We start from the raw sequence: 15,377 nt of genomic DNA, 5'->3' as shown, positions 1-15,377 counted from the left end.
TGCTGCGGGTGGCCGAGCTGTACTACGAGCACGCCATGACGCAGGAGGAGATCGCGAAGCACCTCACCCTGACCCGGTGGAAGGTGGGGCGGATGCTGAAGGAGGCGCGCGACCAGGGCATCGTCAAGATCGAGATCGTCCACCCGCGCGCGCGTCTGCGGCACCTCGAGGCGCAGGTGCAGTCGAGGTACGCGGTGCGGCAGGCGATCGTCGTGCCCGCCCACGGCGACGGCGAGACGCAGCGGCGGGACGTCGCCAAGGCCGCGGCGGACTGCCTCAGCGACCTGCGACCCGTTCCCTCGATGGTCGGCGTGTCCTGGGGACGCACCATGGACGAACTGGCCGCGGTCGTCGCACCCGGCTGGGCCAGGGGTGTCGAGGTCGTGCAGGTCAACGGGGCGGTCACGCGTGGCCGGAACCCCTCCGGCGGAGCGGTCGCCGCGGAGCTGGCACGGCAGGGCCCCGGCTCGGTGCGGCTCCTCGCTGCGCCGGCGATCGTCGGGTCGGCCGCCACCCGCCAGGTGATCGAGGCCGACGACTCGGTCAAGCAGGTGCTCGAGGCGGCGCGGGGAGCCGACGTCCTGCTCTTCTCCCTCGGCGCCCTGTCCGCCGACTCCGTCCTCGTGGAGTCCGGCTACCTGTCCGCCAAGGACGTGGCACGACTCCGCGCCGTCGGCGCCGTCGGTGACGTGCTCGGTCGCTTCATCGGCGCCGACGGCAGGGAGGTGTCCGACGAGCTCAGCGCGCGCACGGTGGCGCTCTCGCTCGACGAGATCCGCCAGGCACCGGTGACGATCGCGGTCGCGTCGGGAGTCGAGAAGGCGGCGGTCGCACACGCCGCCCTCACCAGCGGCATGTGCACCATCCTGGTGGCCGACAGCGACGTGGTGGAAGGCATCCTGCGCCTCGATGCCGGTCAGTGACGGGTGCTGTTCGTCGTGCGGACCAGCACCTCGACCTGCAGCACGCCGACGCTGACGGTGCCGTCGCCGTCGTCGTCACGCGACGTCGGCACCGGGACGGTCGCCTCGTGCCTGGTCTCCCCGGGCTCCGTCTCCGCGCGGCCGTTCGCGACCACGACCTGCGGCGCAGGGACGGGGTCGTCGTCCGGTCGCGGTGCCGTCAGATCGGCCATGGACAGGTCCGCCTCGTCGCCGCGCGTCGCCGCCTTTCGGCCGTCGCCGTGTCGGCCGCGCTCGGCGCGACGTCGCTGCCGGCGTTCCTTGGCGCCCTCCACCATCGTGTAGAGCGTCGGGACGAGCACCAGGGTCAGCAGTGTCGACGAGACCAGCCCGCCGATCACGACGATCGCGAGCGGCTGGGAGATGAAAACCCCGCCGCCGGTGAGGCCGAAGGCCATCGGCAGCAGTGCGAAGATCGTCGCGAGCGCGGTCATCAGGATGGGCCGCAGTCGCCTGCGTGCGCCCTCGACGACGGCGTCGCGCACTGTCATCCCCTGATGCCGGTACTGGTTGATCAGGTCGATGAGCACGATCGCGTTCGTCACGACGATGCCGACCAGCATCAGCAGGCCGATCAGGCCGGGCACGCCGAGCGCGGTGTCGGTCGCCAGCAGGAGCCCGATCGCGCCGGTCGCCGCGAACGGGATCGAGACCAGCAGGATGAACGGCTGCACGATGCTGCGGAACGTCGCCACCATCACCATGAACACGATGAGGATCGCGGCGGCGAGCGCCAGCAGCATCTGCTGGAACGCCTCGTCCTGGTCCTGGCTGACCCCGCCGAGGTCCCAGCTCGCGCCCTCCGGAAGGTCGACGTCGTCCAGCCGTTCCTGGACGGCCGTGCTCACCGCGCCGGTGTCGTCGGCGACCGGCGTCGCCGTGACGGTCGCCGTCCGCTCGCCGTCGGTACGGGTGATCTCGGCGGGACGTTCGATCTCGCGCACGGTCGCGACGTCGCCGACGCGCACGTCCCCTCCGGCCGGGCTCGTGACCTCGAAGTCGCGGATCGCCGACACCGATCCCGGCGCCTTGGTGTCGCGCAGCAGCACGTCGCGGGCCTCTCCGCCGATGACGACGCTGCCGGCCTCCTTGCCCTCGAATGCGTCCCTGATCGCCTGACCGATCTGCGCCTCCGAGAGGCCCCGCTCCGCCGCCTCCGTGCGGTCCACGTCGACCTGGACGGTCGGGAGGTCCGCGGCGAGGTTGCTCGTGACCTCGGTGGTGTCCGGGGTGTCGCGCACCGCGTTCTCCACCCGCTCGGTGGCGGTGCGCAACGCGTCGTCGTCCGGTGCGTGCACGACCACCTCGATGCCGCTCGACCCGCCCTCGGGCCCGGCCGCGTCGGACAGCTGGACGTCGCCGACACCGTCGAGGTCGTCGAGCCGCTCACGAAGGTCGTCCTTGAACGCCTCCTGGTCGGTCTCCTCGCCGGTGGTGACGCTGAACGTGGCCTCGTTGGTGGCGCCACCGCCGCCGAAGCCGCCGAAGTCGCCCGCGCCGCCGACGGTCGCCTGGTACGACTCGACGTCGTCGAGGTCGGACAGCACGCCCTCGACCCTCTTCGCGGCCTCGTCGGTCTCGGCGAGGGAGGTGCCGACCGGCATGGTCTGGGTGACCTGGTAGAAGTTCTGGCCCATCGAGCCGAGGAAGTTCGTCTGCAACAACGGCACCGCGGCCACGGTCGCGGCGAACACCACCAGGCCGGCGGCGATCGTCGTCACGCGGTGCTTCGTCACCCACGTGATGACCGGCACGTACGCGCGCTGTAGCGGGTTGCGGCGTTCCTTCTCGACCGCCGCCGCCTCGATCCGCGCCTGCTCCTCCGGAGCGGCGGTGCTCGACCGCAGGAACCAGTAGGCGAGCACCGGGACGATGGTCAGCGACACCAGCAGCGAGGCGAGCAGCGCGATCGTCACCGTCACGCCGAACGGGCGGAACAGCTCGCCCACCTGCCCGCCGACGATCGCGATGGGCAGGAACACGCCGACGGTCGTCAGCGTCGACGCGGTCACCGCACCGGCGACCTCGCGCACCCCGTCGAGGATCGCGCGTCTCTTCTCCTCGCCGTAGCCGAGGTGCCGCTTGATGTTCTCCAGCACCACGATCGAGTCGTCGACCACGCGACCGACGGCGACGGTGAGCGCGCCGAGGGTGAGGATGTTGAACGAGTACCCGCCCGCGTACAGGCCGCCCACCGCGACGAGCAGCGAGAACGGGATCGACAGCGCGGTGACGATCGTCGAGCGGAACGACAGCAGGAAGAGGAGGATGATCAGCACGGCGAAGAGCAGTCCGATGCCGCCCTCCGTCGCGAGCCCTTCGATGGAGTCCTCGATGAAGGGTGCCTGGTCGAAGACGACCGTCAGCTTCGCTCCGTCGCCCAGCCGGTCCTCGAGGTCGGCGAGCTCGTCCTTGACCGCGTTCGCGACGTCGACGGTATTGGCATCGCTCGTCTTGGTCACCATCAACCCGAGCGTCCGGTCGCCGTCGGTGCGGGTGATCGTCGACGTCGGCTCGAGCTGTTCCGCCACCGTCGCGACGTCCGACAGCGGTACGGGTGTCGGTCGCGTCTGCTGCCGACCGGGCTCGGCCCGCGGAGGTGCCGACGCCGGCATGATCTCGAGGTCCCTCAGCTCCCCGAGCGTGTCGAACGACCGCCCGATCTCGACCGACCGCGTCGTGCCGTCGTCGGTCAGCTCGCCGCCCGGGATGCTCACCCCGTTCGCCTGCAGCGCCTGGCTCACCGCGTCGGCGGTCAGGCCCTTCTTCCGCAGCTCGTCCTGGTCGAGCGTGACGAGCAGCCGCTCGTCCCTCGCGCCGGTGACCTGGACGTCCCGGACGCCGTCGATGCCGCGCAGCTCGGGGACGGCGATGTCGTCCAGCCGCTGCGCGAGCGCGCGCTCGCCCGCGTCCGACGACGCCGCGAGCAGCACGACGGGGAAGTCGTCGGTGTTGCCCGACTGCACCTGCGGGTCGACGTCCTCGGGCAGGTCGTTCTGGATCCTGTCGACCGCTTCGGTGAGGTCCCTCGTCGCGTCCTCGATGTCGGTGCCGTACGTGAACTCCGCCTGCACCATCGCCACGCCGTTGCTCGACGTGGACGTGCGCGACTCGAGTCCGTCGACGCCGCTGATCGCCGCCTCGACCTTCTCGGTCACCTCGCGTTCGACGATCTGCGGCGACGCGCCCGGGTAGGCGGCGGTGACCGTCGCGCTCGGCATGGCGAGCGAGGGGATGAGCTCCTGCTTGGTCGCGAAGGTCGCGAACACGCCGAAGGCGATGATCGCGAGCGAGGCCAGGGCGACGATGGCGCGGTTCGCGAGGCTCAGCCGAGCCAGCTTGAACATGGGTTCCCTCTCGACGGCGACGGTGCCCACGACGCTAGAGACGGTGGACGTGGGTGCGCGTCTGCGCACGGGATGATCAGGAACGCCGGCACGTACATCCCTCGGAGTACGCGGCCGCCTCGTGTTACACGCACAGGACGATGGCGGTGACGCACGGTGCGCCTACCCTGGCGTCGTGGCCACACCGTCGCGACCGTCACGCCTGCTCGACGGGCGGGCGCGGGACGCCGTCCTGCTCCCCGTCGTCGCCGTGGCGTGCGTCGCGCCGTACGTCCTGGCCGCGCTGCTGCCGGCGGGCGCCTTCGAGGCGCGGCCACCGCACAAGTTCGACGGCGGCCCGTTCGACCTGCCGGGCTGGACGGTCGTGCTGCCGCTCCTGGCGATCGCGGCACTGCCGTGCAGGAGGCGCTACCCGCGAGCGGTGCTCGCGTTCGTGGTCGCGACCGGCGTGGTCGCGGTCGTCGCGACCGGTGAGAGCGGGGTCACCGCCGTGCCGATCATGATGGCCCTGTTCAACCTCTCGCTCGTCACCGATCGCCGGACGTGGGTCGTGTCCACCGCCGCGACGGCCGCCGTGCTCGTGACGCCCATGTTCGTCCTGTCGCCTGGCAGGTGGCCGGAGACGATCGGCGTGCTGATCTGGATCGCGCTCCCGCCCGCGCTCGCGGAGGCGGTGCGCAACCGCAGGGCGTACCTCGCCGAAGCGGAGGAACGCGCACGCAGGGCGGAGGAGACCAAGGAGGAGGAGGCGCGGCGTCAGGTCGCCGAGGAGCGCATCAGGATCGCCCGCGAGCTGCACGACATCCTCGCCCACAGCATCGCCGTCATCAATGTGCAGTCCGGTGTCGCCGCGCACGTCATCGACCGTGACCTCGCGCAGGCGAAGCAGGCGCTCGTTCACATCAACGACGCGAGCGATGCCGCGCTCACCGAGCTCCGTGCCACGCTCGACGTGCTGCGCCAGGACGGCGACCAGGCCGCGCCCACGAGACCCGCGCCGGGCCTGCGCGACGTCGCCGAGTTGCTCGACGGCCTGCGGTCGTCCGGCCTGGAGGTGACGTCGAACGTGTCGGGAACGGTGGCCGAGGTGCCGGCCGAGGTGGGCCTGGTGGTGTACCGCGTGCTGCAGGAGGCGTTGACCAACGTGCTCAAGCACGCGCACGCGCAGACCGTCGACGTCCGGATCGACGTCGACGACGACGGCCTCGACCTCGAGGTGCGCGACGACGGAGTCGGCTCGACCGACCCGCCGCCCGAAGGACATGGACGGATCGGCATCCGTGAACGCGTACACGCACTCGGCGGCACCGTCGACGACGGGCCCGCCCATCCCGGCTACCGCGTCGCCGTCCACCTGTCCGGGGGAAAGCGACGATGACTGTACTCCCCGCCGCCCTCCTCCGCTCCGCTCCTCGCTCACGCGCGGTCGGTGCGCGGCGTGCGGCTCTCGTTCTCGCTGCGATGCTCACTTCGGAGGGCGGCTCGTGACGATCAGAGTGCTGCTCGTCGACGACCAGGAGCTCGTGCGCGCCGGGTTCCGGGTGCTCGTCGACTCCGCCGACGATCTCGAGGTGGTGGGGGAGGCGAGCAACGGCCTCGAGGCGCTCGAGCTGACGCGCACCCGGCGGGCCGACCTGGTGCTGATGGACATCAGGATGCCGGTGATGGACGGCCTCGAGGCGACCGAGCGCATCGCCGCCGACGAGACGCTCGCCGGTGTGCGCGTGCTCGTGCTCACCACGTTCGAGATCGACGAGTACGTCGTGCGCGCGTTGCGTGCGGGCGCGAGCGGCTTCCTGGTGAAGAACGTCAAGCCCGACGTCCTCCTCGACGCCATCCGCACGGTCGCCGGCGGCGAGGCGCTGCTGTCGCCCGGGGCGACCCGCGCCGTCATCACACGCTTCCTCGACCAGCCCGACCCGAACGACAGAGCGCACGAGCGGGTCGCGATGCTCACCGACCGGGAGCGCGAGGTGCTGAGGCAGGTGGGGCTCGGCCGCTCGAACGACGAGATCGCCGACGACCTCGTCCTCAGCCCGCTCACGGTGAAGACGCACATCAGCCGCATCCTCACCAAGACAGAGGCGCGCGACCGGGCCCAGCTGGTGGTGCTCGCCTACGAGACCGGCACGGTCCGTCCCGGCCGGCAACCCGACCCCGCAGCGCCTGGGGCGTAGGAGCGGGGTCCGGGGCGGCCGGGTCTGAACCCGTGAGGGGCACCCTCACCGTGCCACGACGCGGTGAGGGTGCCCCTCACCGCGTTCGGGGCGGCCGAGCCGTGCCGGGTCCTGCTCGGCCTCAGTCGATCCGCTCCTCGAGGTGCACGGTGACCTCGTCGCCGGTGTCCTTCCCGATCGCCTTGCGGACGTCGGCCCGCACCGGCAGCTTGTGGGTGCCGTCGCCCAGGGCCATGAACGAGCTCCGGAACGGGTGCCCGTCAACGGTTCCGCGGACCTTGACCAGGCCCCGGGTGCCGAAGTAGTCGGCCGACCCGGGCATCACCACGTAGGTCCAGCCGCCCTCGCTGGGACTCTTCGTCAGTGGTGCCGTGAACTCCGTGTCCAACGCGCCCTTGCCGTGTGGGGTGCGATCGCTTCCTGTCATCGTCGTGTCCTTGCCATCGCGAGTGTGTCGAACGTCAGCCGTACAGACCGGTCGGCGCGGCGAAACGCATCGGTCACCCGGACCTGGCCGAGTCGCCGACACGGATCTCGCCCGTGGTGCGAGGGACGAGGCGGACGCCGAACCACGTCTTGCCGTCCCAGCGACGGCGCTTGGCGAGGGTACGCAGGGGTTCCTTCCCCCGCGCCAGCGTGTCGGGCTCGATCGTGGTCATGACGCAGCGGTCGCAGAGCGAGGCGACGCGGAAGTCCACCTCGCCGATGCGGAGGCCGGTCCAGTCGTCCTCGGCGAACGGGGTCTCGCCGTCGACCACGACGTTCGGCCGGAAGCGCCGCATCACCAGGGGGTCGGGAGCCGACTCGCCGCGACCGGCGGCGGTCTCGGCGACCCACTCGTTCAGCCGGTCGAGCGACGCCGTCGCTGTCAGCAGCAGAGGTGTGGCGTCTGCCAGCGTGACCGCCTCGCCCGGCAACCCGCCGTGCGCGCCGTCGACCGCGCGGCGGTACGGGTCGTCGAGCCAGACCAGCCGTACGGGGCGGCCGATCTGCCGGGTGAGCCACGCGTCGGCGTCGTCGCCCGCGGCGAGCGCGTGGTCGAGGTTCCTGAACCCGACGGGCACCCGCTCGCCCGACTCCGGCGGCTTGACGGTCAGCGGCGGGGTGTCGGGTGCGGTCAGCGTGAGTGCGCCGCCGGCCTCCGGGGCGGCCGTGACGCGCAGCAGTGCGGACTCCTCCCGCGCGGTCACCTTGCCGCCGTCCGCGTCGACCACCGCCCACCGCCGGTCGCCGGCCAGTCCCCACGGCTCGACCACGGCGGACTCGACCGCGATGCTCCGGGTCGACTTCAGCGGATGGATGCCGAGGTAAGTGACGCGCACGGCGTCCAACCTACGGGGAGGGCTGGCCGCTCTGCTCGGCCAACGCGCTCCAGAAGCGCAGGGCCGCACGTTCCATCTCGAGGCCGAGGCGGAGCGTGACCATGCGGCCCGCGACGCCCGGCACGTCGCCGTACCGCGCCTGCATGTCCTCGTACACCGCGATGCGATGGCGGTGCTGCTCCACCTGCTGCCGCGCGAGCTCGGGCACGTGTGCGGAGTCGCCGAGCTCGCCGAAGAACAGCTTGAGCTCGGCCTCGTCGCGCAGCTGGAAGTGCTCGTTGGTCGGTGTGCCGAGCCAGGTCCGCACCTCGGCGAGTCCGTCGTCGGTGATGCGGTACGTGCGGCGGCGGCGGCCCGACTCCTCGGTCGACGCCTCGAGCAGGCCCATCCGCTCCAGCCGCTGCGGCTCGGAGTACAGCTGGGCGTGGGGGAAGTGCCAGAAGTAGCCGATCGACCTGCCGACGGCGCGCTTGAGGTCGTACGAGGTCGACGGGCCACGCAGCGCGACCATGCCGAGCACGACGTACGAGGTCGTCGACAGCCTCCCGGTCACCACGTTTGCCAGCGTAACGTACGGAGCGTATCGTCTGCTACAGATCATTGGGACGCCTGCAGGGGAGAGCCGCCGTGGACCTGGCCACCGCCCTCTCGTGGACGGCCGAGCGCTATCCGGCGCGCCGGGCCGTGGGCGGCCCCGCCCCGATGACGTTCGCGGCGTGGGACGCCCACGTGAACCGGCTCGCCCGTGCCCTGGCGTCGCTCGGCGTCCGCCGTGGCGACCGGGTGGCGCTCTCGCTCGTGGGCGGCGAGCCGCTCGCGAGCCTGCACCTCGCGGCGCAGAAGCTCGGCGCGGTCTCCGTCCCGCTGTCGACGCGGTTCGGTGCGGCCGAGCTCGGGTACTGCCTGTCCGACGCGGAGCCCGTCCTGTATGTCACCGACGACGACAGCGCCGAGCGCGCCGACCAGGCGATGCGCGAGGCCACCGGCGTGGTCAGGCGCGACGTGGACGAGATCGCGCGGCTCGCCGCAGACCAGGTCGACCACGACCTGCCCCAGCGTCCGTCGGAGTCCGACGTCAGCGTCATGCTCTACACCTCGGGCACGACCGGGCGACCGAAGGGCGTGCCGCGCTCGCACCGTGCCGAGCACGCGGCCGCGAGCGCCCACCTGATCCAGACCCAGCACCGCCCGGGCGAGGTCACACTCGGCGTCATGCCGCTCTTCCACACCATGGGCCTGCGCACGCTGCTCGCCAGCATCCTCGCGGCCGGCACCTGGGTGCCGCAGGCGCGGTTCGACGCCGACGAGTCGGTCGAGCTGATCCGCCGGGAGGGCATCGGCGCGCTCTACCTCGTGCCGACGATCTTCTGGTCGCTCGCGGGCACCGGACGGCTCGGCTCGCTGCCGTCGCTGAGCCGGCTCGCGTACGCGGGCGCGGCCATGGCACCGGCGCTCGCTGCCGAGCTCGCCGACGCCGTACGTCCCGACGCGTTCGTCAACCACTTCGGCAGCACCGAGATCTACACCTTCACCATCGGCCCCGACTCCGCGGCGAAGCCGGGCTGCGCTGGCCGCGCTGGCATCTACTCCCGGGTCCGCCTCGTCTCGCCCGAGCCCGGCGCGTCGCCGCACGACCTCGTCGCGGGCGGTGAGCAGGGGCAGGTGTGCGCGTCGATGGAGAGTCCCGAGGCGTTCGCCGGCTACTGGCGCAGGCCCGATGCCGACGCCAAGGCGATCCGCGACGGCTGGTACTTCACCGGCGACCTCGGCACGTACGACGAGGACGGCGACCTGTGGGTCAGCGGCCGCGTCGACGACATGATCAACTCCGGCGGCGAGAACCTCTACCCCGACGAGATCGAGGCGGCGCTGCTCACGTGTCCCGCGATCGCCGACGTCTGCGTCGTCGGCCTGCCCGACGAGCGGTGGGGGAGCGCGGTCACCGCGTTCGTCGTCCCCGCCGACGGGCTCACCCCGGCCGAGGCCGTCGAGCGCGCACTGACGTACGCCCGCGGCGGGTCGGGTCTGCCGTCGCTGAAGCGGCCGAAGCGCGTCGTCGCGATCTCGGCAGTGCCGCGGTCCGCGGTGGGCAAGACGTTGCGTCGCACGCTCGTGGCCGGCGAGTACGAGGCGCTCGCCGAGACGTCCGCGGAGAGCCCTCGTGGCTGAGGCCACCGTGCCCGAATGGGTCGCGAGCCGCGTGGAGGACGGCCCGCTCGTCTGCGGACGCGGCGGCTTCCTGGACGACCTCGACCCATTACCCGGAAGCCTTGTCGCCGCGGTCGTGCGCAGCCCGCACCCACACGCGCGGATCGTGCGCGTCGATCTGGAGCGCGCGCGACGCCATCCCGGCGTCGCGGCGGTGGTCGGGCCCGACGAGGTACGCGCTGCGCTGCGCCCGTTCCCGCTGTCGGTGCCGACGCCGATGCCCTACTACCCGACCGGCGTCGACAAGGTGCGGTACGTCGGCGAGCCGGTCGCCGTGGTCGTCGCGGGTGACCGCTACGCCGCCGAGGACGCGGCCGAGCTCGTCGAGGTCGAGTACGAACAGCTGCCGCCCGTGGTCGACACGCGCGCGGCGCTGGCCGGCGACGCGCCGCGGCTGCACGACGACGCCGGGTCCAACGTCGCCACCGACCGCACGTTCAGCTTCGGCGGCGTCGACGCCGCGTTCGACGCCGCGGCGTACCGGGTGTCGGGCGAGTACGACTTCCCGCGCTACTCGTCCGTGCCGATGGAGTGCTACAGCGTGGTGGCGCAGTGGCGCGACGAGGCCGACGGCCCATCGGTCGAGGCGTGGGCGAACTTCCACGGCCCGTTCACGATGGTGCCGGTGATGGCCGGCGCGCTCGGCGTGCCCGTCTCGCGGATGCGCCTGCACGTGCCCGCCGACATCGGCGGCAGCTTCGGCATCAAGGCGGGCATCTACCCGTACGTCGTGCTGATGGCGCTCGCCAGCAAGCACGCGGGCACGCCCGTGCGGTGGACCGAGGACCGCGTCGAGCACCTGCTGGCGAGCTCCGCCGGTGCCGACCGGGTGATGTGGTTCGACGCCGCCGTCGACGCCGACGGGATCGTCACCGCGTTGCGCGTCGACCTCGTCGACAACGTGGGCGCGTACCTCAGGCCGCCCGAGCCGAGCACGCTGTACCGCTGCTTCGGCAACATCACCGGCGCGTACCGGATCCCGGCGGTCGAGATCCGCGCGCGGGCGGTCGTGACCGACAAGGCGCCGACCGGTCTCAACCGCGGCTTCGGCGGTCAGCAGCTCTACTTCGGCCTCGAGCGGCTGATGGACGCCGTCGCCGAGCGCACCGGCGTCGACGTCGTGGAGATCAGGCGGCGCAACCTCATCACGTCGTTCCCCTACGTGACGCCGACCGGCGGCGCGTACGACTCCGGCGACTACGACAAGGCGTTGCAACTGGCGGTCGACAACGCCGACCTCGCGGGGCTGCGCGAGCGGCAGCGCGAGGCACGCGCGCGCGGTGAGATGTTCGGCATCGGCATCGCGACGATCGTCGACCCCTCGGGCACCAACATCGGGTACGTCGGCCTCGCCACGCCCGCCGCCGACCGCAGGCCGGGCCGGGACAAGTCCGGCTCGACCGAGCACGTCCGCGTCTCCGTCGACCTCCAGGGCGTCGTGACCGTCCAGCTCGGCAGCGTGCCGCAGGGCCAGGGCCACGCGACGACCGCCAGGCAGGTCGCGGCGCAGCAGCTCGGAGTCCCCGAGTCGAACGTCCGCGTCGTCGTCGCCATGGACACCGCCACCACGTCGTGGACGGTGACCTCCGGCAGCTACTCGTCGCGGTTCGCACCACTGGTGACGAGCGCGGTGGTGAAGGCGACCGACAGGATCGGCGCGACGATCCGCGCGGCGGCGGGCGTCATGCTCGGCGCGGACGCCGACGCCCTCGAGCTCGCCGACGGCACGGTGCGGCACCGCGACGACCACGAGCGTGCGGTCGCGTTCCGGCACGCGGCCGGGCTCGTGCACTGGGACCCCGGGTCGCTGCCGCCGGACGTGCCCGCGCGGCTGAACGAGGAGGCGGCGTTCAGCCCGCCGCAGGCCTCGGCCGCGACGCCGGACGACCGCATCAACTCCAGCCTCTGCTACGGCTTCGTCGCCGAGATCGTGGCCGTGCGCATCGATCCCGAGACATACGAGATCACCGTCGACCGCCTGTCGACTGTGCACGACGCCGGCACCGTGCTGAACCAGCGCCTGCTCGACGGCCAGGTGCACGGCGCGCTCGTACACGGGCTCGGCGGCGCACTCTACGAGGAGCTCACGTACGCCGACAGCGGGCAGCCGACATCGGCCACCTTCCTCGACTACCTGTGCCCGACGTCGGCGGAGACGTCGTTCGACCTCGTCGCTGACCACGTCGTCTCCCCGTCGCCGCTGACACCACTCGGCGCGAAGGGATGCGGCGAGGGGAGCAGCATGAGCTTCCCCGTCGCGCTGGCCAACGCGGTGGCCGACGCGGTCGCGCCCGCCGGTGTCGAGATCACGTCGCTGCCGTTGCACGGCAACGTGCTGCACGAGCTGTTGGAACGAGCATCGGAACCCACGGAAAGAGGTACGCACTGATGGCACTGACCGGTGGCGAAGTCACCGTCGAGCGCGGCCATGACGGCCGGGTCGCGTACCTCACGCTGTCGAACGGGCCGATGACCATCATCACCTGGGAGATGCGTGAGAAGGTCGGCAGGCACTTCGCCGAGCTCGACCGCGACGACGGGGTCAAGGTGGTCGTCATCCGTTCGGCGGGCGAGCACTTCTCGTCCGGTGGCGACATCGCCGGCTTCATGGAGGTCGACCCGGTCGACTTCACCGACCTCGGTCACAACGTCACGGCGCCGTCGCGCAGCCCGAAGCCCGTCGTCGTGGCCGTCGACGGTTACTGCTTCGGCGTCGGTACGGAGCTCGCGCTGTCGTGCGACATCAGGCTCGCGACGACCAGGAGCCAGTTCGCGCTCCCGGAGATGCGACTCGGCATGATCCCCGGTAGCGGTGGTACGCAACGGCTCGCGCGACTGATCGGGCTCAGCCGCGCGAAGTACCACGTCCTCACGGCGTCGCGCATCAAGGCGGAGCAGGCCGCCGACTGGGGCATCGTCGCGCGGTTGTGCGACGACCGGGAGGCGCTCGACGCCGCGACCGAGGATCTCGTGACGACGCTGTTGGGGTTCTCCCCGCTCGCGCTGCGCGCGGCGAAGGAGGTGCTCGACAGGGGTGTCGACGGGCCGCTCTACACGGGCATCGAGCTGGAGCGCAAGGCGTACGCAATGCTGCGTTCCACCGACGACTTCGCCGAGGGCGTCGCCGCGTTCACCGAGAAGCGCAAGCCGACGTTCCGGGGGCGGTGACGCGCGCGTGAAGGCAGCACCGTTCGCCTACGTCCGGCCGGCCACGCTCGACGACGTGGTCGCCGAGCTCGCCGACGCCGGCGACGAGGGCAAGGTGCTCGCCGGCGGCCAGTCGCTGGTGCCGGTCCTGGCGATGCGGCTGGGACGTCCTGGGGTGCTCGTCGACATCAACGAGGTGGACGGCCTCGACGCCATGGACGAGGTCGACGGTGTGCTCCGCGTCGGCGCGACCGTGCGCCAGCGCAGGGTCGAGCGCGACCCGCGGTCCCGTACCGTCCCGCTGCTCACGAAGGCGCTGCCGTTCGTCGGGCACCGCGAGCTGCGCAGTCGCGGCACCGTCTGCGGCAGCCTCGCCCACGCCGACCCGGCGGCCGAGCTGCCCGCGGTCGCGTGCTGCCTCGGCGCGCGGCTCGAGCTGGCCGGTCCGCGCGGCAGCCGTACGGTCGGCGCCGCCGACTTCTTCGCCGGCGCGATGACGACAGTGGTCGCCGACGACGAGGTGCTGGTCGCGGCGGAGTTCCCGACCGCGCGTAGGGGCGAGGGTTTCGGCTTCGCGGAGATCGCCAGGCGGCACGGCGACTTCGCGCTCGCCGGTGTCGCTACGCGGGTCCGTACCGACGGCGACGACGTGGTCGAGGCGGTCGTCACCGCGTTCGGCGTCTCCGACCGGCCGGTCACCCGCGACGTGCGCGACATCCTCGACGACCCCGCGGCGTTCCGGGAGCTCGCGCGCAACGTCGTCGACACCGCGGGCGACGGCCACGGGTCGACCGGGTACCGGCGGCGGCTGTTCGCCGTGCTCGCGGCCCGCGAGACCGCCGCGGCGTACGCGGCGGCGAAGGAGGTGGCATGACGGCCGTGCGGATGGCGCGTGACGAGACGATCCCCGTCTCGTTCACCGTCAACGGGAGCGACGTCACCGTCGCGGTGCCGGCTCGCGTCACGCTCGCCGACGCGCTGCGCGACCACGTCGGCCTCACCGGCACGCACCTGGGCTGCGAGCACGGTGTCTGTGGGATGTGCACGGTGCTCGTCGACGGCGAAGCGGCGCGGTCGTGCCTGCTGTTCGCCGTGCAGTGCGAGGGCGCGGAGATCGTCACGATCGAGGGCATGGGCTCGCCGGACGACCAGCATCCGCTGCAGCGGTCGTTCGCCCACCACCACGCGCTGCAGTGCGGGTTCTGCACGCCGGGCTTCGTGGTCAGCTCGTACGACCTGCTCGCGAACGGCGAGGCGGGCACCGCGATCGACGCCGAAGACCTCCCCGTCGAGCTGTCGGGGGTGCTGTGCCGCTGCACCGGCTACCGCAACATCGTCGCCGCGGTCGCCGACGTCGCGCAGGCGTACCCGGACGGTGTGCCGGGTCCGCGCGCGTGCGGTCAGCGGACGCTCGTCGGCCGGCGCGGAGCCGTCGCGGGTGCACCGGGGAACAGCGGTGCCGAGGAGGCGTCCGCGCCCGATGCTGCGTCCGCCGGACTCGCCATGCCCGCCGGCGAGCCGACCACCACCGTCGACGTCACCAGCGACCTCGGCTCCCCGGTCGAGTCGGTGTGGCAGGTGCTCGACGACATCGAGCGGCTGGCCGGGTGCCTGCCAGGTGCGGAGCTGACCGAGGTGCTCGGCGACGACAGGTACCGCGGCCGGGCCAAGGTGTCGCTCGGCCCGGTGCGGCTGGCGTTCCACGGTGTCGCCCAGGTCGTCGAGCGCGACGCCGGCGCACGCCGGCTGCGCGTGCTCGCCCGCGGCGAGGACACCGGCGGCAGTGCCACCCAGGCGGTCATCACCCTCGCCGCCGAGCCGGCGGGCACGGGCACCCGGCTACGCGCCGAGGCCGACGTCTATCTGTCAGGTCGCGTCGCGCAGTTCGGCCGGTCACTCGCCGGCGACGTCAGCCGGCGACTGTTCGAGGACTTCTGCGCGGCCGTTGACTCCTCCGCCGCCACCGGTGAGGCGCCGCCGCCGCGCCGCGCCGGCGCTCTGCGCCTTGCGGTGAGCGCCGCCCTCGCCGGCCTCCGCCGCCGCCTCCGCGCCGCCCTCACGGCTGCCCGCTCGCCCCGTTGATCACGTTAACCTCGGTCTTTCACACCTGGTGGGGCGACACGGGGTGTGGTGATGCGAAAGTGCCTTGTCTGCAAGGGAAACTGGGACTTGTCGACGGTCCTGTTGCTCTTGGAGAAAGGCACTTCGCGGGTG

The 15,377-nt window shown here is 72.2% G+C and carries 12 protein-coding genes; 8 read left to right on the top strand and 4 right to left on the bottom strand.

Annotated elements, in window-relative coordinates; all coding sequences use genetic code 11:
- The first annotated feature begins 35 nt into the window (after positions 1-35).
- Positions 36-923, top strand: coding sequence for a sugar-binding transcriptional regulator (locus GEV10_11790; GenBank protein MQA79137.1), 888 nt, complete (start codon positions 36-38; stop codon positions 921-923).
- On the opposite strand, the gene GEV10_11785 is transcribed toward GEV10_11790, so the two are convergent.
- Positions 917-4,309: an MMPL family transporter gene (locus tag GEV10_11785; protein MQA79136.1), complete on the bottom strand. Its 3,393-nt coding sequence runs from the start codon at positions 4,307-4,309 to the stop codon at positions 917-919. The two genes, GEV10_11790 and GEV10_11785, sit on opposite strands and share 7 nt — an antisense overlap.
- 175 nt (positions 4,310-4,484) lie before the next feature.
- Between GEV10_11785 and GEV10_11780 the strand changes: the two genes are divergently transcribed.
- Positions 4,485-5,687 carry a two-component sensor histidine kinase gene (locus tag GEV10_11780; GenBank protein ID MQA79135.1) on the top strand — a complete coding sequence of 401 codons (1,203 nt, stop codon included), beginning with the start codon at positions 4,485-4,487 and terminating at the stop codon, positions 5,685-5,687.
- Between the two features lie 106 nt (positions 5,688-5,793).
- A complete protein-coding gene (locus GEV10_11775) occupies positions 5,794-6,486 on the top strand; it encodes a response regulator (protein ID MQA79134.1) in 693 nt (230 codons plus the stop codon).
- 121 nt (positions 6,487-6,607) lie between these two features.
- On the opposite strand, the gene GEV10_11770 is transcribed toward GEV10_11775, so the two are convergent.
- The 3 genes from GEV10_11770 to GEV10_11760 all read right to left on the bottom strand — a co-directional run bounded on the left by GEV10_11770 (position 6,608) and on the right by GEV10_11760 (position 8,409).
- A complete protein-coding gene (locus GEV10_11770) occupies positions 6,608-6,913 on the bottom strand; it encodes a DUF1905 domain-containing protein (GenBank protein ID MQA79133.1) in 306 nt (101 codons plus the stop codon).
- Positions 6,914-6,986: 73 nt separating this feature from the next.
- Positions 6,987-7,808 (bottom strand): MOSC domain-containing protein, encoded by an 822-nt coding sequence (locus GEV10_11765; protein MQA79132.1) that lies wholly within the window; start codon positions 7,806-7,808, stop codon positions 6,987-6,989.
- 10 nt (positions 7,809-7,818) lie between these two features.
- Positions 7,819-8,409 (bottom strand): PadR family transcriptional regulator, encoded by a 591-nt coding sequence (locus tag GEV10_11760; GenBank protein ID MQA79131.1) that lies wholly within the window; start codon positions 8,407-8,409, stop codon positions 7,819-7,821.
- A gap of 26 nt (positions 8,410-8,435) precedes the next feature.
- Between GEV10_11760 and GEV10_11755 the strand changes: the two genes are divergently transcribed.
- The 5 genes from GEV10_11755 to GEV10_11735 are packed head-to-tail and all read left to right on the top strand — an operon-like array spanning position 8,436 to position 15,245.
- Positions 8,436-9,977, top strand: coding sequence for an AMP-binding protein (locus GEV10_11755; GenBank protein MQA79130.1), 1,542 nt, complete (start codon positions 8,436-8,438; stop codon positions 9,975-9,977).
- Positions 9,970-12,405, top strand: a complete 2,436-nt coding sequence (locus GEV10_11750; GenBank protein ID MQA79129.1) for a molybdopterin-dependent oxidoreductase — start codon at positions 9,970-9,972, stop codon at positions 12,403-12,405. Before GEV10_11755 ends, GEV10_11750 begins: the two co-directional genes overlap by 8 nt.
- On the top strand, positions 12,405-13,184 hold the full coding sequence (locus GEV10_11745) for an enoyl-CoA hydratase/isomerase family protein (protein ID MQA79128.1): 780 nt from the start codon (positions 12,405-12,407) through the stop codon (positions 13,182-13,184). The genes GEV10_11750 and GEV10_11745 overlap by 1 nt, the downstream gene beginning before the upstream one ends.
- A gap of 7 nt (positions 13,185-13,191) precedes the next feature.
- The gene (locus GEV10_11740) at positions 13,192-14,037 is read left to right on the top strand and encodes a molybdopterin dehydrogenase (GenBank protein ID MQA79127.1); all 846 of its coding nucleotides are present in this window, start codon (positions 13,192-13,194) and stop codon (positions 14,035-14,037) included.
- Positions 14,034-15,245, top strand: coding sequence for a 2Fe-2S iron-sulfur cluster binding domain-containing protein (locus GEV10_11735; protein ID MQA79126.1), 1,212 nt, complete (start codon positions 14,034-14,036; stop codon positions 15,243-15,245). Before GEV10_11740 ends, GEV10_11735 begins: the two co-directional genes overlap by 4 nt.
- Positions 15,246-15,377 lie beyond the last annotated feature (132 nt).

Source organism: Streptosporangiales bacterium (genome assembly GCA_009379955.1).
Lineage (GTDB): Bacteria > Actinomycetota > Actinomycetes > Streptosporangiales > WHST01 > WHST01.
The sequence above is the reverse complement of the archived record's forward strand: the minus strand, read 5'-3'. Positions and strand labels throughout refer to the sequence as shown.

Coding starts and splice junctions, on each gene's coding strand:
- GEV10_11760 (MQA79131.1), bottom strand. CDS start 8,409: ATGATCTGTAGCAGACGATACGCTCCGTACGTTACGCTGGCAAACGTG.
- GEV10_11770 (MQA79133.1), bottom strand. CDS start 6,913: ATGACAGGAAGCGATCGCACCCCACACGGCAAGGGCGCGTTGGACACG.
- GEV10_11785 (MQA79136.1), bottom strand. CDS start 4,309: ATGTTCAAGCTGGCTCGGCTGAGCCTCGCGAACCGCGCCATCGTCGCC.
- GEV10_11790 (MQA79137.1), top strand. CDS start 36: ATGACGCAGGAGGAGATCGCGAAGCACCTCACCCTGACCCGGTGGAAG.
- GEV10_11735 (MQA79126.1), top strand. CDS start 14,034: ATGACGGCCGTGCGGATGGCGCGTGACGAGACGATCCCCGTCTCGTTC.
- GEV10_11745 (MQA79128.1), top strand. CDS start 12,405: ATGGCACTGACCGGTGGCGAAGTCACCGTCGAGCGCGGCCATGACGGC.